Genomic DNA, 25,694 nt, shown 5'->3' on the forward strand with positions numbered 1-25,694 from the left:
TCCTCATTCGAAGCCCAGGCCGTGGCCCGGGTGGTGACGCCGGAACATGGCCTGAGCCTGGCGCCCGGTCGCCTGGCCACCCTGATGGAGCAGCAGGCGCTGCATTGCGTGTTCCAACCGATTGCCGACCTGCGCAGCGGCTCGATCTTCGGCCATGAGGCCTTGATCCGTGGCCCGGCGGGCACCGAGTGGGAGCGGCCTGATGTGCTGCTGGCACTGGCCCAGCAGGAAGACCTGCTGTTCGAGTTCGAGCTGTTCTGCGTGCACACGGCCCTGCTGCAATGGGGCCAGGCGGGCGAGCCCGGGCGGCTGTTCGTCAACATCAGCGCCGACGCGCTGGTCGAGGCCATGCGCCTGCAAGAGGCCGAATCGCTGATCGAGGCCGCACGCCGCTGCGGGGTGTCGCCCCGCATGCTGGTGATGGAGATCACCGAGCACGAGCGGGTGGGCGACATGGAGCAGTTGCACGCCGCCGTGCAGCACCTGCACGCCGCCGGCATCACCCTGGCCCTGGACGATTTTGGCGACGGGCGCTCCAGCCTGCGCCTGTGGTCGGAGGTCAAGCCCGCCTACGTGAAGATCGACAAGTACTTCACCCGGGCCCTGGACCAGCGCACCGAATGCCTGCAGGTGGTCAATGCGCTCAAGGGCATTGCCGAGGTGTTCGGCTCGGTGCTGATCGCCGAGGGCATCGAAACCACCGATGACCTGCGCGTGCTGCGCGACCTGGGCATTGCCTATGGTCAGGGCTACCTGCTGGGCCGCCCGGCGCGCGAGGTGGCACAGGCGGTGGTCGAGGCCGCGCTGAACGTGATGCACGACCGCCGCGTGTCGGTGTTGCCACAGCTGCAGCAGACCGCCCGCCCCGGCGTGCTGCGCCACCTGCCCGTGATCCAGGCCCCGGCCGTGGGCATGGGCTGCACCAACAACGAGTTGGCCGAGGTGTTCAAGGCCCGGCCCGAACTGCACGCGCTGGCCATCGTGGACGGAGAACGGCCGGTGGGGCTGATCAACCGCCAGCAGTTCATGAACCATTACGCCACCCTGTACTTTCGTGAGGTGCATGGCCGCAAGCCTTGCCTGGCCTATGCCAACCACTCGCCTCGGGTGGTGGAGCTGGACTACGACGTGGACGAACTGGTGGGCATCCTGACCTCGCAGGACCAACGTTACCTGAACGACGGCTTCATCGTCACCGACAACGGCCGCTACGTGGGCCTGGGCACCGGTGACCAACTGGTGCGCTCGGTGACCGAGGCGCGCATCGAGGCGGCCCGCCACGCCAACCCCCTGACCTTTCTGCCCGGCAACATCCCGATCAGCATGCACATCGACCGCCTGCTGGCCAGCGGCAGCGAGTTCGTGGCCTGCTACGCCGACCTGAACCACTTCAAGCCCTTCAACGACCAGTACGGCTACTGGCGCGGCGACGAGATGATCCGCCTGGTGGCCCGGCTGTGCGTGAGCCACTGCGATGCCCGGCGCGACTTTGTGGGGCATGTGGGCGGCGACGACTTCATGATCCTGTTTCAGAGCAACAACTGGCAGCAACGCTGCGAGGCCATCATCGCGGAGTTTGCGCGCGAGGCCATGGCCTTGTTTGACGAGGTGGCCCGGCAGGCCGGTGGCATCGAAGCCGAGGACCGGCACGGCGTGAAGCGCTTTTTTCCGTGCACCACGCTGTCGATCGGCGCGGTCCGGGTGCTGCGCGGCCAGTACGAGTCGGCCGAGCAGGTGGCCAACGAGGCCGCCCTGGCCAAGCACGATGCCAAGCAGAGCCACAGCGGCCTGCATGTGCGCGGGCCTCAGTTGCCCGGGCCCCTGATGGCTCAAGCGCCGCTGCAGCGGGCCGCCTGAGCCGCCCCAGGCCCCCGCTTCAAATCGGCGCCCAATCAGCGCCGGCCCAGGGCCGTCACCGCCAATTGCAGGGCCAGGCGGTTGTGGCGCTCGATCAAGGGGGGCAGATCGAGCGTGGTGAGCTGCCCGTCACGCACCACCACCCGGCCGTTGACCACGGTGTGGCGAGCCTTGGCCGGCGCACACAGCAGCAGCGCGCCCACCGGGTCATGCACGGCGCCGCCGGCAAAGTCGAGGCTGCCCAGGTCGAACACCGCCAGGTCGGCACACTGGCCCACGGCCAGCGAGCCGATGTCGGCACGGCCCAGCACCTCGGCCCCACCGCGGGTGGCCAGGGCCAGGGCGTCGCGGGCCTTCATCTCGGCGGGGCCGGCATCGCAGCCAAAGGGCTCCAGGGCACGGCCGACCCGGGCCAGCAGCATGGCCTGACGCGCCTCGCCCAACATGTGGGCGCCATCGTTGCTGGCGCTGCCGTCCACCCCCAGGCCCACGGGCACGCCTGCGTCGAGCATGCGGCGGATCGGGGCGATGCCCGAGGCCAGGCGCATGTTGCTGCACGGGCAGTGCGCCACCCCGGTGCGGGTGCGGGCGAACAGCGACATGCCGGCCGCGTCGAGCTTGACGCAGTGGGCATGCCACACATCGTGCCCCACCCAGCCCAGTTGCTCAGCATATTCGGCGGGGGTGCAGCCGAACTTGTCGCGGCTGTAGGCGATGTCGTGGTCGTTCTCGGCCAGGTGGGTGTGCAGTCGCACACCGTGCGCCCGGGCCAGCAGGGCCGATTCGCGCATCAGATCGCGGCTGACGCTGAAGGGCGAGCACGGGGCCACCGCCACCTGCACCATGGCGCCGTGGCGAGGGTCGTGCCAGCGCTCGATCAGGCGCTGGGTGTCGCGCAGGATGGCGTCTTCGCGTTCGACCACTTCATCGGGCGGCAGGCCGCCCTGCGAACGGCCCACGCTCATGCTGCCGCGGGTGGCGACAAAGCGCATGCCGATGGCCTGGGCGGCTTCGATGCTGTCGTCCAGGCGCACGCCGTTGGGGTAGATGTAGAGGTGGTCGCTGCTGGTGGTGCAGCCGCTGAGCAGCAGCTCGGCCATGGCCACCTGGGTCGAGACCTGCACCATCTCGGGCGTCAAGCCGGCCCAGATGGGGTAGAGCCCCTGCAGCCACGAGAACAGCTCGGCATCCTGCACCGCCGGTATCGCCCGGGTGAGCGACTGGTACATGTGGTGGTGGGTGTTGACCAGGCCGGGTGTGACCAGGCAGCCGCGCAGGTCGAGCACCTCGTCGGCCTGCTCGGCCAAATCGGCCAGGTCGGCCGCAGGGCCGATGGCCTCGATGCGGTGGTCGCGGATGAACACCGAAGCATCGCTCAGCTCGCGGCGCTGCTCGTCAAAAGTGGCGACGCAACGGGCGTTGCGCAGCAGCAGGGTCTTGCTCATGACAGGCCAGCGATCAGGGGGTGGTGGGGGCACCGGCCTGGAACCAGGCGCCGATCAGGGCGCGCTCCTCGTCGGTGATGCCGGTGGCGTTGTTCATGGGCATGATCTTGGTGACCACCGCCTGCTGGTAGACCGCCTGGGCATGGGCCTTGACCTGCTCGGGCGAATCCAGGCGCACGTTCTTCATCTGCACGGCCTCGCCATGGCACATGTAGCAGCGCGCGGACAACACCTGCTGCACCTGGGCAAAGGTGACGGCCGGTTGAGCCGCCGAGGCGGCCACGGGCGCCACCGGGGCCGGACGCAGCCAGACGATCAGCCCCAGCAGCACCACCACGCCGGCGGCGGCATAGGGCCAGGGGTGGGCGTTGCGGCCCAACTTGAAACCGTGGCGCATCACAAAGAACTGGCGGATGGCGGCGCCGGCAAACATCATGCCGATCAACACCAGCCAGTTCTGCGGGTGGGTGTAGGTGAAGCTGTAGTGGTTGGACAGCATGGCAAACAGCACCGGCAGCGTGAAATAGGTGTTGTGCACGCTGCGCTGTTTGCCACGCTTGCCGTGGATGGGGTCGACCGGCAGGCCGTCCTTGATCTGCTGCACCACGGTGCGCTGGCCTGGGATGATCCAGAAGAACACGTTGGCACTCATCGAGGTGGCGATCATGGCGCCCATCAGCAAGAAGGCGGCACGGCCGGCAAACCAGTGGCAGGCCAGCCACGAGGCCACGCAGACCAGCACCAGCACCAGGGCGCCCACGATGGCGTCGCCATTCTTGCGCTGACCGAACACCCGGCAGATGCCGTCGTACAGCAGCCAGAACACCACCAGAAAGCCCAGCGCCACGGCAATCGCCTCGGCAGGGGCCCAGTCCATGCGCGACTTGTCGATCAGGTAGGTGCTGGCACTCCAGAGGTAGGAGACGGTGAACAGTGAGAAGCCGGTCAGCCAGGTGCTGTAGCTCTCCCAATAGAACCAGTGCAGATGGCCGGGCAGCTTGGGCGGTGACACGGCAAACTTGACGGGGTGGTAGAAGCCACCGCCGTGCACGGCCCACAATTCACCGCTCACGCCCTGGCGTTTCAGTTCGGGGTCTTCGGGCGGCGTGAGGCTGCTGTCCAGAAAGACGAAATAGAACGAGGAGCCAACCCAGGCGATGGCGGTGATGACGTGGACCCAGCGCAGCAGCAGGTTGGCCCAGTCCAGGAAATAGCTTTCCATTCTCAACTCCGGTGCCCCTGAACCAACAGGGCGGCACTTTGATGGTCTGCTCACCACTGCGGGCGCTGTGAGCAGAAGTTGGGGCCGCGGCCATGGGTTGGAAGAACCCCAGCTCCGCTGCGACCGGATGCAGGAAGGAGGTCGTTGTCACGGCCTCCAGGCGGCAAAGTGTATACAGTTTTTGAGCACCGTGCAGGCGTATCGTCCGGCCCCGGATCAGGGCTTTCCCGAGGCGGCCCCGGTGCCCGGAAGCTTTTGCAATAACTGTGCCGCCACCGCCACGGCAATGACCTCCGGCTGCTTGCCGGTGATGCCCGGCACACCGATGGGACAGGTGATGTGATTCAGTTCCTCGGCGGTGAAACCACGCTCCTGCAGACGCCGCTGGAAGGTGGCCCATTTGGTCTGGCTGCCGATCAGACCGACAAAAGGCAGGTCACCGCGCTCGCGCTGGCGACGCAGGCAGGCGGCCACGATGTCCAGATCTTCGGCATGGCTGAAACTCATCACCAGCACCTGAGACCCCGGCACCAGGTCGGCCACCGCCCCTTGCACCGGGTCGGAATGCTCAGCCTCCACGTTCTCGGGCAGTTCGGGCGGGAAGATGCCGTCGCGGCTGTCGATCCAGCGCAGGCGAAACGGCAGCGGCGCCAGCACCCGCACCAGCGCATGCCCCACATGGCCGCCCCCAAACAAAGCCAGGGGCTGGCCGCCTTGCGCCAGTTCGGTGCGCAGGCGCTCACGGTCGGCGGTGGTGACCCGCTCCAGGCTCAGGTGCACCACACCGCCGCAGCACTGCCCCAGGCTGGGGCCCAGGGCATGGCGCTGCTGCTGCGGCCAGGGCGTGGCCGGGTCGCGCAAGCCTTCGCGGGCGGCCAGGGTGGCCACCAGCTCGAGGTGGCCGCCGCCGATGGTGCCCAGCACGGCCTCGGGCCACACCGCCATCCAGGCGCCCACCTCACGGGGCACCGAGCCCTGGGTGCGCGCCACGCGCACCAGGCAGGCGGGTTCATCGTTCAGGCGCTGCAGCAATTGGGACAAAGCACTCATGGGCGCTGATTTTGCGGTCATAAAACCCTTTATCCAGACAAAATGGCCTTACGGCAGATACGACTGGCAACAATCAGAACCGGTACGCAAAGGCACAATGCGCGCATGAACGGACCCGCCCCACGCCCAAGCCCGCTGCCAAGCCCCCAGTCAAACGGCCCCATGCAAGCCCTGATCCGGCGCCCCCTGTGGCTGATGGCCACGGCCTGGGCCGCGCTGCTGGCCGCCTGCGGCAGCAGCCCCACGCCGCCGCTGAGCGAGAACACGCCTGCCGCCGAAACGCCGGGCCCGGCCGGCAGCCCAGCCGGCAGCGGTGGAGCCCTGACGATCAGTCCGGCCTCGGCAGCCACCACCCCCAAGGCCTACCGCCAGGATGCGGCCCAGCACCTGTACAAGCTCAATGCCCAGCGCATCTACGCGGGCAAGCTGCCACCCATGCTGTACGCGGTGGGTGTGCTGCAGGTGAGCATCGACACCCGGGGGCAGGTCACACAGTTGCACTGGATGCGTGCCCCGCGCCACGCCCCGGAGGTGATCGCCGAGATCGAGCGCACGGCCCGCGCGGCCGCGCCCTACCCGGTGCCGGCCCGCCTGGGCAAGGTGGTCTACACCGACACCTGGCTGTGGGACCAGAGCGGCAAGTTCCAGCTCGACACCCTGACGGAAGGTCAGAGCGGCGGCTGAACCGCGCCGGCCTCAGGAGCCGCGGTAGGTGGAATGGCTCCAGGGGCTGACCAGCAGGGGCACGTGGTAGTGCTGATCGGCATGGGCGATGCCGAAGTCCAGCGTCACCTTGTCGAGGAAGGGGGGCTGGGGCAGGTCGACGCCGCGGGCGCGGAAGTAATCCGCCACCTCGAACACCAGGCGGTAGGTGCCAGGGCGCAGGTTGTTGTTGTCATACAGCGGGCCGTCGGAGCGGCCATCGGCATTCAACACAAAGCGGCGCACCAGGGTGGCGTTGTCGCCCTGGGTGGTGAACAGCGAAACCCCCATGCCGGCGGCCGGGCTGCCGTGCATGGTGTCCAGAACGTGGGTACTGAGGCCCATGGGTGATCCTTTCGGGTGACGAGACAAGAGACGGCCACCTGGGCGACCGGGTGAAGGCTGCCATGACGGCAATCGTGAACCAAAAGTGTATACACTTTTTGAATTGGCAGCTATCATGAACCCATGGACGCCCCCAACCCATCGACCACCCACGTCATCGTCGAGAGCCTGACCCGGGCCATCGTCGAACACCGGCTGCTGCCGGGCACCAAGCTGGCCGAACAGAAACTGGCCGACCACTTCGGCGTGTCGCGCACGCTGGTCCGCCAGGCCCTGTTCCAGCTGTCGCAAAACCGCCTGATCCGGCTGGAGCCGGCGCGCGGGGCCTTTGTCGCGGCGCCCTCGGTCACCGAGGCCCGCCAGGTTTTCGCCGTGCGGCGCATGCTGGAGGCTGAAATGACGCGTGCCTTTGTGCGCGATGTCACCCCTAGCAAGATCAAGGCCTTGCGCGAGCACGTGGCCCGCGAAAAAGCCGCCGTGCAGGATGGCGATGCCTCCGGTCGCACCGAACTGCTGGGCGACTTCCATGTGCGCATGGCCGAGTTGATGGGCAACGAGGTGCTGGCCCAATTGCTGGGTGAGCTGATTTCGCGCTGCGCCCTGATCACGCTGATGTACCAGTCGGCCAGTGCGGCCGAACACTCCCACGAGGAGCACGGCGAGATCGTCAAGGCCCTGGCGGCGCGCGACGAAGCCCTGGCGGTGCAACTCATGAACGATCACCTGACCCATGTCGAGGAAAGCCTCACCTTCGACCGCAAGCTGCCCACCAGCGACCTGTCCATGGCCCTGTCCTGAACTTCACACCACACCGTCAGCCCTCCGAGCCCGCCCATGAAGCCTTACGACACCACCCAACCCTACCCCCGTGACCTGATCGGCTACGGCCGCGATGTGCCCCACGCCCAGTGGCCGGGCCAGGCCCGCATTGCGGTCCAGTTCGTGCTGAACTACGAGGAAGGCGGCGAGAACGCCACCTTGCACGGCGACGCCGGCTCGGAGCAGTTCCTGTCCGAGATGTTCAACCCGGCCAGCTACCCCGACCGCCACATGAGCATGGAAGGCATCTACGAGTACGGCTCACGCGTGGGCGTGTGGCGCATCCTGCGCGAGTTCGAGAAGCGCGGCCTGCCCATGACCATCTTCGGCGTCGGCATGGCCCTGCAACGCCACCCCGAGCTGACCCAGGCCTTTGTCGAACTGGGCCATGAGATCGCCTGCCACGGCTGGCGCTGGATCCACTACCAGAACATCGACGAGGCGACCGAGCGCGAGCACATGCGCGTGGCGCTGGACGCGATCGAAAAGCTCACCGGCCAGCGCCCCACCGGCTGGTACACCGGGCGCGACAGCCCACGCACCCGCCGCCTGGTGGTGGACGACGGCCGGCTGGAGTACGACAGCGACTACTACGGCGATGACCTCCCCTTCTGGATGAAGGTCGAGCGCAGCGACGGCGCCGTGGTGCCGCACCTGGTGGTGCCCTACACCCTGGACACCAACGACATGCGCTTTGCGCTGCCGCAAGGCTTCTCGCAGGGCGACGACTTTTTCACGTACCTGCGCGACAGCTTCGACTGCCTGTACGCCGAGGGCGACCCTGCCGGCGAGAACCGCCCCAAGATGCTGAGCATCGGCATGCACTGCCGCCTGCTGGGCCGCCCCGGGCGCATGGTGGCGCTGCAGAAGTTTCTTGACCACATCCAGCGCCACGACAAGGTCTGGGTGTGCCGCCGCATCGACATTGCCCGCCACTGGCAGCAGGTGCACCCCTTCACCGAACAGAAAGCAGGCTGACCATGGCCCTCACCCTTGCCGAATTCAACACCGCCCCCGCCGAGCAAGCCCTGCAATGGCTCGATGGCCTGTACGAGCACTCACCCTGGATCGTCGAGCGCGTGCTGCCGCAGCGCCCTTTCCAGTCGCTGGCCCAGCTCAAGCACGCGCTGACCCAGGTCGTCAGCCAGTCCGGGCGCGACGCCCAGTTGGGCCTGATCCGTGCCCACCCCGAGCTGGCGGGCAAGGCCATGGTCAGCAAGAGCCTGACCGCCGAGTCCACCAACGAACAGGGCAAGGCCGGCCTGACAGACTGCACACCCGAAGAGTTCGCCCGCATCCAGCAGCTCAATGCCGACTACAACGCGCGCTTCGGCTTCCCCTTCATCCTGGCCGTGCGCGGCCCGCGTGGCCTGGGCCTCAACCGACACGAGATCATCGAGACCTTTGAGCGCCGGCTGCACAACCACCCCGACTTCGAGCTGGCCGAGTGCCTGCGCAACATCCACCGCATCGCCGAGATCCGCCTGAACGACAAGTTCGGCGTCGAGCCGGTGCAGGGCAACCTGGTGTGGGACTGGCAAGAAAAGCTCGCCCAGCACTCCGACCCCGGCTTTGCCGAGCTGGGCCAGCTCACCGTCACCTACCTGACCGACGCCCACCGGGCCTGCGCCCAGCGCATCGCCCACTGGATGCGCGAAGCCGGCTTTGACGAGGTCGGCATCGATGCCGTGGGCAATGTGGTGGGCCGCTACCACCCGGCCACGGCCGGTGCCCGCTACCTGATGACGGGGTCGCACTACGACACAGTGCGCAACGGCGGCAAGTACGACGGGCGCCTGGGCATCTTCGTGCCCATGGCCTGCGTGCAGCAGCTCAAGGCACAAGGCCGCCGCCTGCCCTTCGGGCTGGAGGTGGTGGGCTTTGCCGAAGAGGAAGGCCAGCGTTACAAGGCCACCTTCCTGGGCTCGGGCGCGCTGATCGGCGACTTCAAGCCCGAATGGCTGGACCAGCAGGACGCCGACGGCATCACCATGCGCGAGGCCATGCAGCACGCCGGCCTGTGCATCGATGACATCCCCAAGCTCCAGCGTGACCCGGCCGCCTACCTGGGCTTCATCGAGGTGCACATCGAACAAGGCCCGGTGCTCAACGAGAAGGACCTGCCCCTGGGCGTGGTCACCTCGATCAACGGCAGCGTGCGCTACCTCGGTGAAGTGATCGGCACGGCCAGCCACGCCGGCACCACCCCCATGGACCGGCGCCGCGATGCCGCCACCGCGGTGGCCGAACTGGCGCTGTATGTGGAGAAGCGGGCCGCCCAGGACGGCGACTCGGTGGGCACCATCGGCCAGCTGCAGGTGCCCAACGGCTCGATCAACGTGGTGCCGGGGCGCTGCAAGTTCTCGCTCGACCTGCGCGCCCCCAACGACGCCCAGCGTGACGCGCTGGCCCGCGATGTGCTGGCCGAGCTGGCCGCCCTGTGCGAACGCCGCGGCCTGCGCTACACCCTCGAAGAGACCATGCGTGCCGCCGCCGCCCCCAGTGCCCCGGCGCTGCAGCAGCGCTGGGAGGCCGCCGTCAGCGCCCTGGGCCTGCCGGTGTTCCGCATGCCCAGCGGGGCCGGCCACGACGCCATGAAGCTGCACGAGGTGATGCCCCAGGCCATGCTGTTCGTGCGCGGCCTGAACTCGGGCATCAGCCACAACCCGCTCGAATCGAGCACCAATGAAGACATGCAGCTGGCGGTGGACGCCTTCGCCCATGTCCTGAACCACTTCACCGCCGTCTGACACCATGACCGAAGCACACAACACCGCTCTCGACACCGCCCCTTCCGCCGCAGCGTACGCCGCCCTCGACGCCTGGATCGACGCCCACTTCGACGACGAAGTGCGCTTTCTGCAGGCCCTGGTACAGGTGCCCACCGACACCCCGCCCGGCAACAACGCCCCACACGCCGAGCGCACGGCCGAGCTGCTGCAGGCCTTCGGCTACGACGCCGAAAAGCACCCCGTGCCCGCCGCCGAGGTGCAGGCCTACGGCATGCAGAGCATCACCAACCTGATCGTGCGCCGCCCCTTCGGCCCGGCCGGCAGTGGCCGCACCATCGCGCTCAACGCCCACGGCGACGTGGTGCCCCCGGGCGAGGGCTGGACCCACGACCCCTATGGCGCCGAGATCGTGGACGGCAAGATGTATGGCCGCGCCACGGCCGTCAGCAAGAGCGATTTCGCGAGTTTCACCTTCGCCCTGCGTGCCCTCGAGGCCGTGGCCCGCCCCAGCCAGGGGGCGGTGGAACTGCACTTCACCTACGACGAAGAATTTGGCGGCGAACTGGGCCCGGGCTGGCTGCTGAAGAACCAGCTGACAAAGCCCGACCTGATGGTGGCGGCCGGCTTCTCGCACGAGGTGGTCACCGCGCACAACGGCTGCCTGCAGATGGAAGTGACCGTGCACGGCAAGATGGCCCATGCCGCCGTGCCCCACACCGGGGTCGATGCGCTGCAAGGCGCGGTGCACATCCTGAACGCCTTGTATACCCAGAACACCGAATACCAAAAGGTGAGCTCGCAGGTGGCCGGCATCAACCACCCCTACCTGAATGTGGGCCGCATCGAAGGCGGCACCAACACCAATGTGGTGCCGGGCAAGGTGATGTTCAAACTGGACCGCCGCATGATCCCCGAAGAGAACCCGGTCGAGGTCGAAGCCCGCATCCGCCAGGTGATCGAGCAGGCCGCGGCCGAGCGTCCCGGCATCAGCGTCGAGATCAAGCGCCTGCTGCTGGCCCGCTCGATGACCCCGCTGGCCGGCAACAAACCCCTGGTGGACGCCATCCAGCAACACGCCAAGGCGGTGCTGGGTGAAGACGTGCCCGCCGTGGGCACGCCGCTCTACACCGACGTCCGCCTTTACGTGGAGCGCGGCATCCCCGGCGTGATCTACGGCGCCGGCCCGCGCACCGTGCTCGAATCGCACGCCAAGCGCGCCGACGAACGCCTGGATCTGAACGACCTGCGCGCCGCCACCAAGGTGGTGGCCCGGGCCCTGAGCGACCTGCTGGCTTGAACGCCGAGCCTGCAGAACACCCACAGCCGCTCACCGTGCTGTGGCGCGACGAGCACCTGGTGGCCGTCTACAAGCCGGCAGGCTGGCTGGTGCACCGCACCGGGCTGGACGCTGGCGAGACCCGTTTCGTGATGCAGGCCCTGCGCGACCAACTGGGCCAGCACGTGTTCCCGGTGCACCGGCTCGACAAGGGCACCTGCGGCGTGCTGGTGATGGCGCTGCACAGCGAGGCGGCTCGGGCCCTGTCGCAATCCTTCGAGGCCCACCGCACGCGCAAGCATTACCTGGCCGTGGTGCGGGGCTGGGCGTCGCAGGCCATCGAGGTCGACCACGCGCTGCGCCCCGACGATGCCCCGCCCGACGCCCCCGTGCAGGAGGCCCACACCCGTTTCGAGCGCCTGGCCACGCTGGCCCTGCCGCCCGAGCCTGGCCGGCCGCCGGCCGACCCGCGCTACCCGGCCAGCCGCCTGTCCCTGGTGCAGGCCTGGCCCAGCACCGGGCGGCGCCACCAGATCCGCCGCCACCTCAAGCACCTGGCCCACCCCATCATCGGCGACGCCACCCACGGCAAGGGCCCGGTCAACCGCTGGTGGGCCGAGCGCCTGGGCCTGCAGCGCCTGTGGCTGCACGCCGCCACCCTGGACATCCCCCACCCCCTGAGCGGCGAGTGGCTGAGCTTCTCCAGCGGGCTGCTCCAGCCGGGGCCGGGCACCGAGCAGCCCCCACCGCCGGATCTGCTCGATTGGCGGGCCTTGCGGCAACACCCGGCCTGGCAGGCTGACGCGCCGGCCCCCCTCAGCCCGGACACCTGTGAGACAAGGACCTGACCGGCGGATCATGCAGGGCGATAACATGCAGGTCACGTTGACACCCCCTGATCTGCCCCACACCGCTTCATGACCTACGCCCCCCTGTCCCTGCGCCTGAGCGGCGCCAGCAACTTCCGTGACCTGGGGCGCTACCCTGCCCGGGGTGGCCGGGCCATGCGCCCCGGCCGCATCTACCGCTCGGATCATCTGGCCCACCTCACGCCCGAGGACCAGGCCCGCTTGCAGGCCCTGGGGGTCACGCGCACGGTCGATTTCCGGGGCCTGGGCGAACGCGCCGCGCTGGCCTACGAGCTGCCCGGCGTGCAGCAGCACGCGCTCTCCATCGAGCCCACGGTGGTGCAACGCGCCAAGGCCTTGCAAGAGAGCGGCCAGCAACTCACGCCCGAGCATGCCGCCGAGCTGATGGAGCAGACCTACCGCGATTTCGTGCTGCACAACTCGCCCCGTTTTGCCGAACTGTTCCGGCTGCTGCTGGAAAGCGACCAGCCCCTGGTCTTCCACTGCACCGCCGGCAAGGACCGCACCGGCTTTGCCGCGGCCCTGATCCTGCACGCACTGGGCGTGGAGCGCCCCGTCGTGCTGCACGACTACCTGCTGACCAACGAGCTTTACCAACGCCCCACCGGCCTGATCGGGCAAGGCCCCGAAGAGGTGATGCAGGTGATCTGGCGGGTGCAGCAGAGCTTTCTGGACGCCGCCCTGGACACGGTGCAGCAGCACCACGGCGGCCTGACACCGTATCTGCAGGACGTGCTCGGCGTGGGCCCGGCTGAAGTGCGCCAGCTCGAATCGCTCTACCTGCTCTGAGCGGAAGGCATCGGCGGGCGCCAGCCCGTCGGCCACGCCCCGCCGCCCCCACGCCTCAGCCGGCCCCTGTTCGGTCCGGGCCGCACCATGTCAGCCCAGAACACAGAGGCGCCGCGCCAAATCGGTGCAGCCAGCCTCGAAACTCCCCTTTTCGGTGCCTGGACACCGCTGCAGCCCGCGTGAAAACCCTGTATTCATGGGCACGACTTTTGCCTACATTGCTTGCATACAAGATTTGCAAACCACATCTCTTTCCAACCTTGGAGCAGCCATGTCACGCATTTACAAATCCCTCTTCGGCCAGGTGGTTCTGGCCCTGGTGGTCGGCGTCATCGTCGGCCTGATCTGGCCGGAACAGGCCGTCAAACTCAAACCCCTGGGCGACGGCTTCATCAAGCTGATCAAGATGCTCATCCCCTTCATCGTCTTCGGCGTGGTGGTGCATGGCATTGCCGGCACGGGCGACCTCAAGCGGGTGGGCCGGGTGGGCGTCAAGGCCCTGATCTATTTCGAGGTGGTCACCGGCATCGCCCTGGTGCTGGGCCTGGTGCTGGCCTGGGTGTTCCAGCCCGGCGCGGGCATGAACATCGACCCCAGCACGCTCGACGGCTCGGCGCTCGCGTCCTACAAAGAGAACGCAGGCAAGCTCACCGGCGGCGGCTTCACCGAGTTTGCGCTGCGCCTGATCCCGACCACGGCCCTCAGCGGCTTTGTGACCGGCGACGTGATGCAGGTGCTGCTGGTGGCCATCCTGTTCGGCTGCGCCCTGGCCCTGCTGGGCCCCAAAGGCCAGCGCATCACCTCGCTGATCGACGACCTGTCGCATGCCCTGTTCAAGACCATGGGCCTGCTGATCCGCCTGGCCCCGCTGGGCGTGCTGGGCGCCATCGCCTTCACCGTGGGCAAGTACGGCATCGGCTCGCTCAAGCAACTGGGCATGCTGGTGGCGCTGTTCTTCGGCGCCACCCTGTTCTTCGTGGTGGTGGTGCTGGGTCTGATCATGCGCGTGTCGGGCTTCAGCCTGTTCAAGCTGCTGCGCTACCTGCGCGAAGAGCTGATGGTGGTGTTTGCCACCACCTCCTCGGACAGCGTGCTGCCGCAGATCATGGCCAAGCTCAAGGCCATGGGCATCCGGGACTCGACCGTGGGCCTGGTGATCCCCACTGGCTATTCCTTCAACCTGGACGCCTTCTCGATCTACATCACGCTGGCCGCCGTCTTCATTGCCCAAGCCACCAACACCCCGATCTCCACCGCCGATCTGTTGGCCATCCTGGCCATCTCGCTGGTCACCTCCAAGGGCGCGCACGGTGTTCCGGGCTCGGCCATCGTGGTGCTGGCCGCCACCCTGCAAGCCATTCCGGCCATCCCGGCGATCGGGCTGGTGCTGGTGCTGTCGGTGGACTGGTTCATGGGCATTGCCCGCGCCCTGGGCAACCTGATCGGCAACTGTGTGGCCACCGTGGCGATTGCCGCCTGGGAAGGCGACATCGATCGCGAGCGGGCCCACGCGGTGCTGGACGGCCGCACCAGCGGCACCTCGGCCGACTGATGCCCCCGGTCTGATGATCCAGGACAGATGCCCAAGCTCTGCCTGCCGCCGGCCCTACTGGGCCTGGCGCCACCCGGCGAAGGCGGGTGGCTTCAGACCGTCATACAGCGCCAGTAAAGTCGGCCCCCTCCCCACACCGAAGTTCTCCCCATGCTGAGTTCCCTGCGCACCAAACTGCTGCTGATCACGACCCTGTCGGTCGTGGTGGCCTTGAGCCTCACAGGCGCCATCACCTATGTCCTGCTACACGCCAGCATCACCCAGACCGCAGCGCAGCAACTGAGCGCGGCCAGCGAAGGCAACGGCATGGCCATCGACCTGTGGGTGGCCGCCAAGACCACCTCCGTGCAGGCCGCCGCCAACGCGGTGCAGCATGGCGACCCGCAGGGCATCGTGCTGCACATGAACAAGGCCGGTGGCTTTCCGGTGACCACCGTGGGCTGGACCGACAAGAGCTACGTCTCCAGCAGCTCCACCACCCCCGCCAATTACGACCCGACCGGCCGCCCCTGGTACAAGGCCGCCGCCCAGGCCGGCAAGCTGGTGGTCACACCCCCCTATGCCGACGCCTCGACCGGGGTGGCTTTTGTGTCCTTTGCCGCACCGATGCTGCGCGACGGCGCACTGGCCGGGGTGGTCAGCGGCGCCGTGCCCCTGGACGGCGTGCGCCAGGTGGTGAACGCCGTGCACCCGACGCCCAACAGCCTGGCGATCCTGGTCACCCGCAGCGGCCAGTTGCTGGCCCACGCCGATGCCAAGCTGACCCTGAAGCCCGCCTCGGAGCTGTCTCCGGCCTTGGCCGGCGACTCGCTGGCCAAGCTGCTCAGCGCCACCACCCCGCAGGAGGTGGAACTCGGCGGCGTCAGCAAGCTGCTGCAGGCGCGCGCCATCCAGGGTACCGACTGGTACCTGATCGTGGCGCTCGACAAGGCCGACGCCACCCAGGCCCTGGGCGAGGTGTCGCGCGGCGTGCTGCTGGCCACCCTGGTGCTGGCCCTGCTGGCCGCGGCAATGAGCTCGGTCTTCACGGCCCGAGCGTTCCGCCGGCTGGCCCAGGTGCGCGACGCCATGGCCGACATCAGCTCCGGTGGCGGCGACCTGACGCAGCGCCTGCCCATCTCGGGGCAGGACGAGGTGGCCCAGGTGGCCCGCTCCTTCAACACCTTCGTCGACAAGATGGCGGTGGTGCTGCGCGACATCCGCCAGGGCGCCGAATCGGTGCGCCTGGCCAGCGACGAGATCCGCAACGGCAACCACGACCTGTCCAGCCGCACCGAAGGCGCGGCCAGCAGCCTGGAGCAGACCTCGGCCGCCCTGGTGCAGCTGACCGCCAGCGTCCAGCAGTCGGCGGAAGCCACGGTGCGTGCCACCCAGCTGGCCAGCGAGGCCAGCCAGGCCGCAGCCAAAGGCGGTGAGGTGGTGGCCGGCGCCGTCAGCACCATGGACGAGATCAACCAGTCGTCCGCCCGCATCAGCGACATCATCGGTGTGATCGACGGCATTGCCTTCCAGACCAACATCCTGGCCCTGAATGCGGCCGTCGAGGCCGCCCGCGCCGGCGAAAACGGCCGCGGCTTTGCCGTGGTGGCGGCCGAGGTGCGCAGCCTGGCGCAACGCAGCGCCACCGCCGCCAAGGAAATCAAGGGCCTGATCAGCACCTCGGAAGAGCGCGTCAGCACCGGCACCCAGCGTGTGCAGGCCGTGGGCCAGACCATGGACACCATCATGGACAGCATCCGCCGCGTCAGCCAGTTGATCGGAGAGATCAATGGCGCCATGCACGAGCAAAGCAATGGCATCGGCCAGATCAGCCAGGCGGTCGCCGAAATGGACCGCTCCACGCAGCAAAATGCGGCCCTGGTCGAAGAATCGGCCGCTGCCGCGTCGGTGCTCAACGACCAGGCCCACCACCTGGCCCAGGCCGTCGGCGCCTTCAAGCTGGGCGATGCGCCCCTGCCGGGCACAGCGCTTGCAGGACCTTCGGCATCGACCTTCACCGCACCTCGCCTGCACTGACCCCGAAACTCCAGGACCCCATGAGCAGCTCCCAGACCGAAATCGCACAACAGGTGGTCGAATCCATCCTGGCCCAGAAGCTGGCCCCCGGCGAACGCCTGGGTGAACAAGCCCTGGCAGACCTCTTCGGCGTCAGCCGCACCCTGGTGCGCGAGGCGCTGATGCAGCTGCAGGCACGTGGCTTTGTGGAGGTGCGATCGCGGCGCGGCTGGTACGTGGTGGAGCCCTCGGTGGAAGACGCGCGCGATGCGTTCTCGGCGCGCCGCATCGTGGAAGCCGGCATCCTGGCCAGCGCGGGCGACGAAGGTCGCCCCCTGCAGGCCGTGACACGGCGCCTGCGCCAGCACATCGCCGACGAGAAAAGCGCCATCGACGGCGCCGATGCGGCGGCCCGCGCCTTTCTGTTGGCCGACTTCCATGTCTGCCTGGCCGAAAGCATGGGCCACCGCAGCCTCACCGACGTGTTGCGCGACCTGACCGCCCGCACCACGCTGGCCGCCTCGCTGTACCAGTCGCGCCACGAAGCCAGCCAGTCGTGCCAGGAGCACGAGGCCATCGTCGAGGCCATCGAAGCCGGCGATCTGCCCCTGGCTCGCGACCGTCTGTTGGCCCACATCGGCCATGTGGAGGAAGCCTTGCGCCCCGACACGCCGCGCATCCACGACCGGCTGCGCGATTCGCTGAGCCCGGTGCAGCGCACGCCGGGCTGATCGTCCCAACAAGCCCGCCCAGCCCCTCACCGGGGTTGTCCGGGGCTTGTCCATGAGTTCTGGCCTGCTTCTTGCAGGCTGCTGGCGCTCGGGTTTTCACTGAGCTTCGCACGGATCGGTCTGTATACACTTTTCACATACAACTATGTGCACGAAGTGCGCAGGTCCCCCGCGCGGCGGTCTCAGGTTCACCACGTTCCGCCCCTTCCAGCCCTCAAGGAAATCAGCATGAATCCAGCGGTCCATCCCGTCGACGAACGCCTTCCCATCAACCGATTGGCCGCCCTGGGCCTGCAGCACGTGCTGGTCATGTACGCCGGCGCGATTGCCGTGCCGCTGATCATCGGCCGCGCCCTCAAGCTCGACCCCGAGCAGGTGGCCATGCTGATCTCGGCCGACCTGTTCTGCTGCGGCCTGGTCACGCTGATCCAGGCCCTGGGCGCCACGCCGTGGTTCGGCATCCGGCTGCCGGTGATGATGGGCGTGACCTTCGCCTCGGTCGGCCCCATGGTGGCCATCGCCAACAGCAACCCCGGCGTGGCCGGGGCCCAGCTGATCTTCGGCGCCATCATCGGCGCAGGCATCGTCTCCATCCTGATCGCGCCGGTGGTCAGCCGGCTGCTGCGCTTCTTCCCGCCCGTGGTCACCGGCACGCTGATCCTGGTGATCGGTGTCAGCCTGATGCGCGTGGGCATCAACTGGATCTTCGGCAACCCCGTGGGCCCCACCGCCCCCAGCGTGCCCGACCCCGAACACCTGCGCTGGCTGGCCGAAGCCGGCAAACTGGCCGCGGCCCCGGGCTCGGCCCTGCCCGCCATCCCCAAGGGCCTGGCCATCCTGCCCACCGTGCCCAACCCCAAATACGCCGACCTGATGGGCGTGGGCGTGGCCGCCCTGGTGCTGGCCTCCATCCTGACCATCAACCGCTTTGCGCGCGGCTTCGCGGCCAACATCTCGGTGCTGCTGGGCATCGTCATCGGCGGCGTGGTGTCGGTGGCCCTGGGGCTGATGACCTTCGAGAAGGTCGGCAAGGCCCACTGGTTCGACCTCGTGCTGCCCTTCGAGATCGCCACCCCGGTGTTCGACCCGCTGCTGATCCTGACCATGACCGTGGTCATGCTGGTGGTGATGATCGAATCGACCGGCATGTTCCTGGCCCTGGGCGAGATGACCGAGCGCAAGGTCGACAACAAGGCCCTGACCGCCGGCCTGCGCACCGATGGCCTGGGCACCCTGATCGGGGGCCTGTTCAACACCTTCCCCTACACCAGCTTCTCGCAGAACGTGGGCCTGGTGGCGGTGACCGGCGTGCGCAGCCGCTTCGTGTGCGTGGCCGGCGGCATCATCCTGATCGTGCTGGGCCTGCTGCCCAAGATGGCGGCCCTGGTCGAATCCCTGCCCACCGTGGTGCTGGGCGGCGCCGGCCTGGTGATGTTCGGCATGGTGGCGACCACCGGCATCCGCATCCTGGGCGGTGTGGACTTCAAGGACAACCGCCACAACGCGCTGATCGTCGCGATTTCCATCGGCGTGGGCATGATCCCGCTGCTGGCCCCCAACTTCCGCCAGTGGATGCCGCATGCCATCCACCCGCTGATCGAATCCGGCATCCTGCTGGCCACCATCAGCGCGGTGCTGCTGAACCTGTTCTTCAACGGTGCACGGCACGACGAAGAAGCGATTCGAGCCGCCGCTCGCCAAGCCGACAGCCACTGAATCTCCCCCCCTCCTGACAGTCAGCATGCCGTCAGGATGGGGTAAGCTGTTGGCCCGCGTACGCATCCGTAGGAACCCAATTCATGTCATCTTCCCTGTCTGCCGCCGAGCAAGCCTTGCGCGAAGCCGCCCTCGAATACCACCGCAAACCGGTGCGGGGCAAGATCTCGGTCACGCCGACCAAGCCCCTGTCCAACCAGCGCGACCTGTCGCTGGCCTACTCGCCCGGCGTCGCCTACCCCTGCCTGGACATCCAGGCCGATCCCTCGCTGGCCTTTGACTACACCTCGCGTGGCAACCTGGTGGGCGTGATCACCAACGGCACGGCCGTGCTGGGCCTGGGCGACATCGGCCCGCTGGCCGGCAAACCCGTCATGGAAGGCAAGGGCTGCCTGTTCAAGAAGTTCGCCGGTGTCGACGTGTTCGACATCGAACTGGCCGAGCGCGATCCCGACAAGCTGGTCGAGATCATTGCAGCCCTGGAGCCCACCCTGGGCGGCATCAACCTCGAAGACATCAAGGCCCCCGAGTGCTTCTACATCGAGAAGCAACTGTCCGACCGCCTCAACATCCCCGTCTTCCACGACGACCAGCACGGCACGGCCATCATCTCCTCGGCCGCCCTGCTCAACGGCCTGGAACTGGTGGGCAAGGACATCGGCGCCGTCAAGGTGGCGGTGTCGGGCGCAGGTGCTGCCGCCATCGCCTGCCTGGACGTGATGGTGGGCCTGGGCGTGAAGCGTGAGAACGTCTATGTCTGCGACTCCAAGGGCCTGATCCAGAGCGAGCGCGACGACGCCAAGAGCGGCCGCCTCGACGAGTCCAAGCGCCGCTACTGCCAGACCACCTCGGCCCGCACCCTGGCCGACGTGGTCAACGAGGCCGACGTGTTCCTGGGCTGCTCGGCCCCCGGCGTGCTGACCGCCGAGATGGTCAAGACCATGGCACGCCAGCCCATCATCCTGGCCCTGGCCAACCCCGAGCCCGAGATCCGCCCCGAACTGGCCAAGGCCGTGCGCCCCGATTGCATCATCGCCACCGGCCGCTCGGACTACCCCAACCAGGTCAACAACGTGCTGTGCTTCCCGTACATCTTCCGGGGCGCACTCGACTGCGGTGCCACCAAGATCACGGCCGAGATGAAGCGCGCCTGCGTGCGCGAGATCGCCGACCTGGCCAAGGCCGAGATGAGCGACGAGGTGGCCGCCGCCTACGCGGGCCAGGAGCTCAGCTTCGGCCCCGACTACCTGATTCCCACCCCCTTCGACGCCCGCCTGATCCTGCGCATTGCCCCGGCCGTGGCCAAGGCGGCGCAAGAGTCCGGCGTGGCCACCCGCCCCATCGAGGACATCGAGGCCTACCGCGAAAGCCTGTCGCGCTTTGTGTACGCCACCGGCATGTTCATGCGCCCCGTGTTTGCCGCCGCCAAGGCCGCCAACAAGCGCGTGGCCTATGCCGAGGGTGAAGACGAGCGTGTGCTGCGCGCCGCCCAGCTGGCGGTCGACGACGGCCTGGCCCGCCCCATCCTGATCGGCCGCCCGGCCGTGATCGCGGCGCGCATCGCCAAGGCCGGCCTGCGCCTGCAGCCGGGCCGCGACATCGAGATCTGCGACCCCGAAGACGATCCGCGCTTCCGCCAGTACTGGGAAACCTACCACCGCCTGATGGGCCGCCAGGGCGTGACGCCCGAGGCCGCCAAGGCCGCGGTGCGCCGCTCCAACACCTTGATCGCGGCACTGATGGTCAAGCTCGGTGACGCCGACGCCATGCTGTGCGGGCTGGTGGGCCGCTACGACAGCCATCTGGAGCACGTGCGTGACATCCTGGGCCTGCGCGAAGGCGCCTCGGGCTTTGCCGCGCTCAATGCCCTGATGCTGGACAAGCACACCCTGTTCATCGCCGACACCTACATCAACGAGAACCCCGACGCCCAGCAACTGGCCGAGATCGCGCTGGCCTCGGTCGAAGAGGTGAAACGCTTCGGCCTGCCGCCCAAGGTGGCCTTCCTCTCGCACTCGAACTTCGGCTCGTCCAAGCGCGCCTCGGCCGTGAAGATGCGCGAAGCCCGCGAGATCTTTGCCCGCCTGGCCCCCGATGTGGAGTGCGATGGCGAGATGCACGGTGACGCGGCCCTGTCCGAAGACGTGCGCAGCCACTCGCTGATGGACAGCAGCCTGAGCGGCGAGGCGAATGTGCTGATCTGCCCCAACCTGGACGCGGCCAACATCCTGTTCAACGTGCTCAAGACCACGGGCGGCCACGGCGTGACCATCGGCCCCATCTTGCTGGGTGCAGCCGCTTCGGCCCACATCATGACGCCCTCGTCCACCATGCGCCGCGTGGTCAACATGACCGCGCTGGCGGCGGCCAATGCCGGTGTGACCCGCTGAAAACCTGACGCCGAAGCCACCCCGGTTCGTTGTAGCCTGGGTGGCTTTGTCAGGCCAGAAATTTCAAGCCGTGCTTCTGCACGATGAAGAGCAGTTTCAAGGCCATGCCGCTGGGCCTCTTGGCACCGGCCTCCCATTTCTGGACGGTCGATTCGCTGGTGTTCAGGATGCGGGCGAATACGGGTTGGCTCACCTGATTCTGTTCCCTGAGCTTTTTGATCTGCTCTGGCCCCAGGGCCGGCGGCCGGTCCAGACACAGGGCGTCCAATTCACGCAGCGTGGTTTTCTCCAGCGCCCCGACCTTGAACAAGGCCTGGGCGGAAGTGTGAGCGGCCTCCAGGGCATCACTCTTGTATTTGAGCTTGGTCTTCATGGCAAATCTCCATCAGATCCTGTTGCGCCAGAAGCACTGCGATCTGAGCCTCGGACAATGCAGCGTAGGCCTTGGCCAACGAGCGAAAAGCCAGCAGTTCGTCTGCGTCAATATTGCTTCGCAGGTTTTTGGCAAACAGGTACTCGTACACCCAGTGGCGACCACCCTTGGCCAGGATGATGGAACGATGCGTGTTGTCGTTCAAGCGTTTCTTGAAAACGCCACCACCCAGGTCTTCGGCCAATCCGAGCATGGCCTGGTGCATCGCCGCGCACAGTGCAGGGTCGCGCACCTTGGCTTTTCGCGCTGCCTTGGCAAACCAGGCAGTCTTGAACACCCGACTTCGGCTGAGCTTTTGCGCTGAATTCACCATGCCAAATCGTAGCACCTGGTGCTACTAAAAACAGGCCGCCTGTCGCATCAAGGCGTTCGGCTGCCCCCCCCCAGAAAAAAACACCTGCCCAGGAACTCGCAGGCCCATCGGGGCCTGCCACGGCCCAATTGCAAGGGACAGGCCCAGGCACTGTTTTTGCTTGACACCGTGACATCCAACGGAGCCTGTGTCGATGCAAAAACGTAGCTTTATCCAAGCGGGTCTGGCCCTGAGCCTGGCCCTGGCCCTGGGCAGCGCCCAAGCCCAAAATACCCCCATCAAGTTCCAGCTCGACTGGCGCTTTGAAGGCCCTGCCGCGCTGTTCCTGCTGCCCGCCGCCAAGGGCTACTTCAAGGACGCCAAGCTCGATGTCACGGTGGATGCGGGCAACGGCTCGGGTGGGGCGGTGCAGCGCGTGGCCTCGGGCAGCTATGACATGGGCTTTGCCGACCTGGCCGCCCTGATGGAATTCCAGGCCAACAACCCCGACGCCCCCAACAAGCCGGTGGCCATCATGATGGTCTACAACAACACCCCGGCCTCGGTCATGGCGCTCAAGAAGAGCGGCATCACCAAGCCAGCCGACTTGAATGGCAAGAAGCTCGGCGCCCCGGTGTTCGACGCAGGTCGCCGGGCCTTCCCGATCTTTGCCAAGGCCAACCAGGTGGGCAGCGTGCAATGGACCGCCATGGACCCGCCGCTGCGCGAGACCATGCTGGTGCGCGGCGACATCGACGCCATCACCGGCTTCACCTTCACCTCGCTGCTCAACCTCGAGGCGCGCGGCGCCAAGGCCAGCGACGTGGTGGTGATGCCCTACTCGGAACTCGGGGTGAAGCTTTACGGCAACGCCATCATCGCCTCGCCCAAGCTGCTCAAGGAGAACCCCGCGGCCGTCAAGGCTTTCCTGCTGGCCTTCACCAAGGGTGCCAAGGAAGTCATCGCCAAGCCCGAGGCCGCCATCGAGTACGTGAAGCAGCGCGACGGCATCATCAACAGCGAGCTGGAAGCCCGCCGCCTGAAGCTGGCCATCGACACCGTGATCAACAGCCCCGACGCCCGCGCCGAAGGCTTTGGCCAGGTGAACGCGGCGCGCCTGTCGCTGATGGCCTCGCAGGTGTCCGATGCCTATGCCACCAAGACCCGGGCCAACCCCGACACCGCCTGGACCGGCGCCTACCTGCCCTCGGCCGCTGAACTCAACATCCTGCCGCGCAAGTAAGCACCCCCTGCACAACCGGTCCGCTGCGGCGGGCCGGCTGCAGCGCCTTTCGCCCTTGTTCACCCCCGCCCCCGCGTCCGGAGAGTCTGCATGTCCGCCCCCCTAGCCACCCCAGAGGCCCCCTACTTCGTCGACTTCCGTGATGTCTGGCTCGCCTACAACGACGAGCTGCTGGCGCAAAACCACTTCGCCGTCGAAGGCATCGATCTGCAGGTGCGCCAGGGCGAGTTCATCGCCATCGTCGGGCCCTCGGGCTGCGGCAAGTCGACCTTCATGAAGCTCACCACCGGGCTCAAGATGCCCTCGATGGGCCGCATCCTGATCGATGGGCAGCCCGTCACCGGGCCGCTGAAGATCTCGGGCATGGCGTTCCAGGCGCCCTCGCTGCTGCCCTGGCGCACCACGGTGGACAACGTGCTGCTGCCGCTGGAGATCGTCGAGCCCTACCGATCCAGCTTCAAGCAAAAGCGCAAGGAGTACGAGGCCCGTGCCCGCGCCCTGCTGCAGAAGGTGGGCCTGGCCGGCTACGAGGACAAGTTTCCGTGGCAGCTCTCGGGCGGCATGCAGCAGCGCGCCAGCATCTGCCGTGCGCTGATCCACGAGCCCAAGATGCTGCTGCTCGACGAGCCCTTCGGCGCCCTGGACGCCTTCACCCGTGAAGAGCTGTGGTGCATCCTGCGCGACCTCTGGACCGAGCAGAAATTCAACGTCATCCTGGTCACGCACGACCTGCGCGAATCGGTCTTCCTGGCCGACACCGTGTACGTGATGAGCAAGAGCCCGGGCCGCTTCGTGGTCAAGCGCGAGATCGAGCTGCCACGCCCACGTGAGCTCGAGCTCACCTACACCAAAGAATTCACCGACATCGTGCACGAGCTGCGCGGCCACATCGGCGCCCTGCGCAAGGCCGGCGCGGTCATCAACCAGTAAGGCAGGCATTCATGGCCCACAACAAGAAAATGATCGAACGCTGGTCGCCCTGGCTGCTGCTGGTGGCGGTGCTGGTGACCTGGCAGGTGCTGTGCTCGGCCTTCAATGTGTCCGAGTTCATCTTCCCCAGCCCGGCACGCATCGGCAGCCAGTTCATGGAGTTCAAGTGGATCATCGCGGGCCACGCCTGGCGCACCTTCTGGGTGACGATGGCGGGCTTTGGCCTGGCCATCGTGGTGGGCGTGCTGCTGGGCTTTGTGATCGGCAGCTCGCGCCTGGCCTATGCGGCGGTCTACCCGCTGATGACGGCCTTCAACGCCCTGCCCAAGGCCGCCTTTGTGCCCATCCTGGTGGTGTGGTTCGGCATCGGCGTGGGCCCGGCCATCCTGACCGCCTTCCTGATCAGCTTCTTCCCCATCATGGTCAACATCGCCACCGGCCTGGCCACGCTGGAGCCCGAGCTGGAAGACGTGCTGCGCGTGCTCGGCGCACGCCGCTGGGACGTGCTGATGAAGGTCGGCCTGCCGCGCTCCATGCCCTACTTCTACGGCTCGCTCAAGGTGGCCATCACGCTGGCCTTCGTGGGCACCACGGTGTCCGAGATGACGGCTGCCAACGAAGGCATCGGCTACTTGCTGATCAGTGCCGGCTCGGCCATGCAGATGGGCCTGGCCTTTGCCGGCCTGCTGGTGGTGGGCGCCATGGCCATGGTGATGTATGAGCTGTTCAGCCTGATCGAGAAACGCACCACCGGCTGGGCCCACCGGGGCTCGCACGGCGAGTAAGGAAGACGCCATGCCCCCTCTGAGCCCCGAACAAGCCCTGCAGGCCCTGCGCCGGGCCAACGAGGTGGCCCGGCGGGCCATGGCCGAGGGGCGTCACCCCTTTGGCGCCCTGCTGCTGGGCGCGGATGGTGTCACCGTGCTGGCCGAGCAGGGCAACATCGACACCGTCAACCACGCCGAATCCACCCTGGCCCGCGAGGCAGCGGCCCGCTGGAGCCCCGCTGAACTGGCGCAGTGCACCCTGGTCACCACCTTCGAACCCTGTGCCATGTGCGCCGGCACGATCTACTGGGCCGGCATCGGGCGGGTGGTCTATGGGGCGTCTGAGACCGATCTGCTGAGCTTGACGGGTGATCATCCCGAGAACCCCACCCTGGACCTGCCCTGCCGCGAGGTGTTCTCCTGCGGCCAGCGGGCGGTGCAGGTGCTGGGGCCCTTTGCCACCCTGCGTGAAGAGCTGCTGGCCCCGCACCAGGGCTTCTGGGCCGCGCGCTGATCGTGCCCGGCCCCAGCCCGACCCG

General features: G+C 67.5%; 23 protein-coding genes. 17 read left to right on the top strand and 6 right to left on the bottom strand.

The features are described from left to right. The first annotated feature begins 84 nt into the window (after nt 1–84). Complete coding sequence (locus L880_RS0126290; RefSeq protein WP_245615408.1) at nt 85–1,857, top strand: GGDEF domain-containing protein; 1,773 nt, start codon at nt 85–87, stop codon at nt 1,855–1,857. A gap of 35 nt (nt 1,858–1,892) precedes the next feature. On the opposite strand, the gene L880_RS0126295 is transcribed toward L880_RS0126290, so the two are convergent. From L880_RS0126295 to xdhC, 3 genes are all read right to left on the bottom strand, one after another. Continuing rightward, nucleotides 1,893–3,302 carry an 8-oxoguanine deaminase gene (locus tag L880_RS0126295; RefSeq protein ID WP_027478136.1) on the bottom strand — a complete coding sequence of 470 codons (1,410 nt, stop codon included), beginning with the start codon at nt 3,300–3,302 and terminating at the stop codon, nt 1,893–1,895. Nucleotides 3,303–3,315: 13 nt separating this feature from the next. Continuing rightward, entirely contained in the window at nt 3,316–4,524 is a 1,209-nt protein-coding gene (locus L880_RS0126300; RefSeq protein ID WP_019574768.1) for a urate hydroxylase PuuD, read from the bottom strand. A gap of 216 nt (nt 4,525–4,740) precedes the next feature. Further along, complete coding sequence (gene xdhC, locus L880_RS0126305; RefSeq protein WP_027478137.1) at nt 4,741–5,574, bottom strand: xanthine dehydrogenase accessory protein XdhC; 834 nt, start codon at nt 5,572–5,574, stop codon at nt 4,741–4,743. Between the two features lie 162 nt (nt 5,575–5,736). Here xdhC and L880_RS0126310 point away from each other — a divergent pair, with 162 nt between their 5' ends. Then, nucleotides 5,737–6,258, top strand: coding sequence for a hypothetical protein (locus tag L880_RS0126310; RefSeq protein WP_084461679.1), 522 nt, complete (start codon nt 5,737–5,739; stop codon nt 6,256–6,258). Nucleotides 6,259–6,270: 12 nt separating this feature from the next. On the opposite strand, the gene uraH is transcribed toward L880_RS0126310, so the two are convergent. Further along, a complete protein-coding gene (gene uraH, locus L880_RS0126315; RefSeq protein WP_019574771.1) occupies nt 6,271–6,621 on the bottom strand; it encodes a hydroxyisourate hydrolase in 351 nt (116 codons plus the stop codon). Nucleotides 6,622–6,744: 123 nt separating this feature from the next. On the opposite strand from uraH, the gene L880_RS0126320 reads away from it, so the two are divergent. From L880_RS0126320 to L880_RS0126370, 11 genes are all read left to right on the top strand, one after another. Continuing rightward, on the top strand, nt 6,745–7,419 hold the full coding sequence (locus L880_RS0126320; protein WP_019574772.1) for a GntR family transcriptional regulator: 675 nt from the start codon (nt 6,745–6,747) through the stop codon (nt 7,417–7,419). Nucleotides 7,420–7,455: 36 nt separating this feature from the next. After that, nucleotides 7,456–8,418 carry an allantoinase PuuE gene (gene puuE / locus L880_RS0126325; RefSeq protein WP_027478139.1) on the top strand — a complete coding sequence of 321 codons (963 nt, stop codon included), beginning with the start codon at nt 7,456–7,458 and terminating at the stop codon, nt 8,416–8,418. Nucleotides 8,419–8,420: 2 nt separating this feature from the next. Further along, nucleotides 8,421–10,190, top strand: a complete 1,770-nt coding sequence (uraD, locus tag L880_RS0126330) for a 2-oxo-4-hydroxy-4-carboxy-5-ureidoimidazoline decarboxylase (RefSeq protein WP_027478140.1) — start codon at nt 8,421–8,423, stop codon at nt 10,188–10,190. A 4-nt stretch (nt 10,191–10,194) separates the two neighbouring features. Beyond that, the gene (locus L880_RS0126335; protein WP_027478141.1) at nt 10,195–11,469 is read left to right on the top strand and encodes a M20 family metallopeptidase; all 1,275 of its coding nucleotides are present in this window, start codon (nt 10,195–10,197) and stop codon (nt 11,467–11,469) included. After that, nucleotides 11,466–12,296 (top strand): pseudouridine synthase, encoded by an 831-nt coding sequence (locus L880_RS33710; protein WP_043330779.1) that lies wholly within the window; start codon nt 11,466–11,468, stop codon nt 12,294–12,296. The genes L880_RS0126335 and L880_RS33710 overlap by 4 nt, the downstream gene beginning before the upstream one ends. 69 nt (nt 12,297–12,365) lie before the next feature. Further along, nucleotides 12,366–13,106 carry a tyrosine-protein phosphatase gene (locus tag L880_RS0126345; RefSeq protein WP_027478142.1) on the top strand — a complete coding sequence of 247 codons (741 nt, stop codon included), beginning with the start codon at nt 12,366–12,368 and terminating at the stop codon, nt 13,104–13,106. Between the two features lie 271 nt (nt 13,107–13,377). Further along, nucleotides 13,378–14,658 carry a C4-dicarboxylate transporter DctA gene (locus tag L880_RS0126350; RefSeq protein ID WP_027478143.1) on the top strand — a complete coding sequence of 427 codons (1,281 nt, stop codon included), beginning with the start codon at nt 13,378–13,380 and terminating at the stop codon, nt 14,656–14,658. A gap of 150 nt (nt 14,659–14,808) precedes the next feature. Next, on the top strand, nt 14,809–16,674 hold the full coding sequence (locus L880_RS0126355; protein ID WP_027478144.1) for a methyl-accepting chemotaxis protein: 1,866 nt from the start codon (nt 14,809–14,811) through the stop codon (nt 16,672–16,674). 20 nt (nt 16,675–16,694) lie between these two features. Continuing rightward, entirely contained in the window at nt 16,695–17,384 is a 690-nt protein-coding gene (locus L880_RS0126360) for a GntR family transcriptional regulator (RefSeq protein ID WP_027478145.1), read from the top strand. Between the two features lie 228 nt (nt 17,385–17,612). Beyond that, a complete protein-coding gene (locus L880_RS0126365; RefSeq protein WP_027478146.1) occupies nt 17,613–19,100 on the top strand; it encodes a nucleobase:cation symporter-2 family protein in 1,488 nt (495 codons plus the stop codon). Nucleotides 19,101–19,183: 83 nt separating this feature from the next. Further along, the gene (locus L880_RS0126370; RefSeq protein WP_027478147.1) at nt 19,184–21,490 is read left to right on the top strand and encodes an NADP-dependent malic enzyme; all 2,307 of its coding nucleotides are present in this window, start codon (nt 19,184–19,186) and stop codon (nt 21,488–21,490) included. 49 nt (nt 21,491–21,539) lie between these two features. Here the strand turns inward: L880_RS0126370 and L880_RS0126375 are convergent, their stop codons facing one another. Both L880_RS0126375 and L880_RS0126380 read right to left on the bottom strand, forming a co-directional pair. Then, on the bottom strand, nt 21,540–21,863 hold the full coding sequence (locus tag L880_RS0126375) for a helix-turn-helix domain-containing protein (protein ID WP_027478148.1): 324 nt from the start codon (nt 21,861–21,863) through the stop codon (nt 21,540–21,542). Next, entirely contained in the window at nt 21,835–22,236 is a 402-nt protein-coding gene (locus L880_RS0126380; RefSeq protein WP_027478149.1) for a type II toxin-antitoxin system RelE/ParE family toxin, read from the bottom strand. Before L880_RS0126380 ends, L880_RS0126375 begins: the two co-directional genes overlap by 29 nt. 193 nt (nt 22,237–22,429) lie before the next feature. On the opposite strand from L880_RS0126380, the gene L880_RS0126385 reads away from it, so the two are divergent. The 4 genes from L880_RS0126385 (at nt 22,430) to L880_RS0126400 (ending at nt 25,669) form a co-directional block, all read left to right on the top strand. Then, nucleotides 22,430–23,458: an ABC transporter substrate-binding protein gene (locus L880_RS0126385; protein ID WP_019574783.1), complete on the top strand. Its 1,029-nt coding sequence runs from the start codon at nt 22,430–22,432 to the stop codon at nt 23,456–23,458. A gap of 90 nt (nt 23,459–23,548) precedes the next feature. After that, a complete protein-coding gene (locus L880_RS0126390; protein WP_019574784.1) occupies nt 23,549–24,388 on the top strand; it encodes an ABC transporter ATP-binding protein in 840 nt (279 codons plus the stop codon). An 11-nt stretch (nt 24,389–24,399) separates the two neighbouring features. After that, entirely contained in the window at nt 24,400–25,173 is a 774-nt protein-coding gene (locus tag L880_RS0126395; RefSeq protein WP_027478150.1) for an ABC transporter permease, read from the top strand. A 10-nt stretch (nt 25,174–25,183) separates the two neighbouring features. After that, the gene (locus tag L880_RS0126400; protein ID WP_027478151.1) at nt 25,184–25,669 is read left to right on the top strand and encodes a nucleoside deaminase; all 486 of its coding nucleotides are present in this window, start codon (nt 25,184–25,186) and stop codon (nt 25,667–25,669) included. Nucleotides 25,670–25,694: the final 25 nt, after the last annotated feature.

The sequence above is a fragment of the Curvibacter gracilis ATCC BAA-807 genome (genome assembly GCF_000518645.1).
Lineage (GTDB): Bacteria > Pseudomonadota > Gammaproteobacteria > Burkholderiales > Burkholderiaceae_C > Curvibacter > Curvibacter gracilis.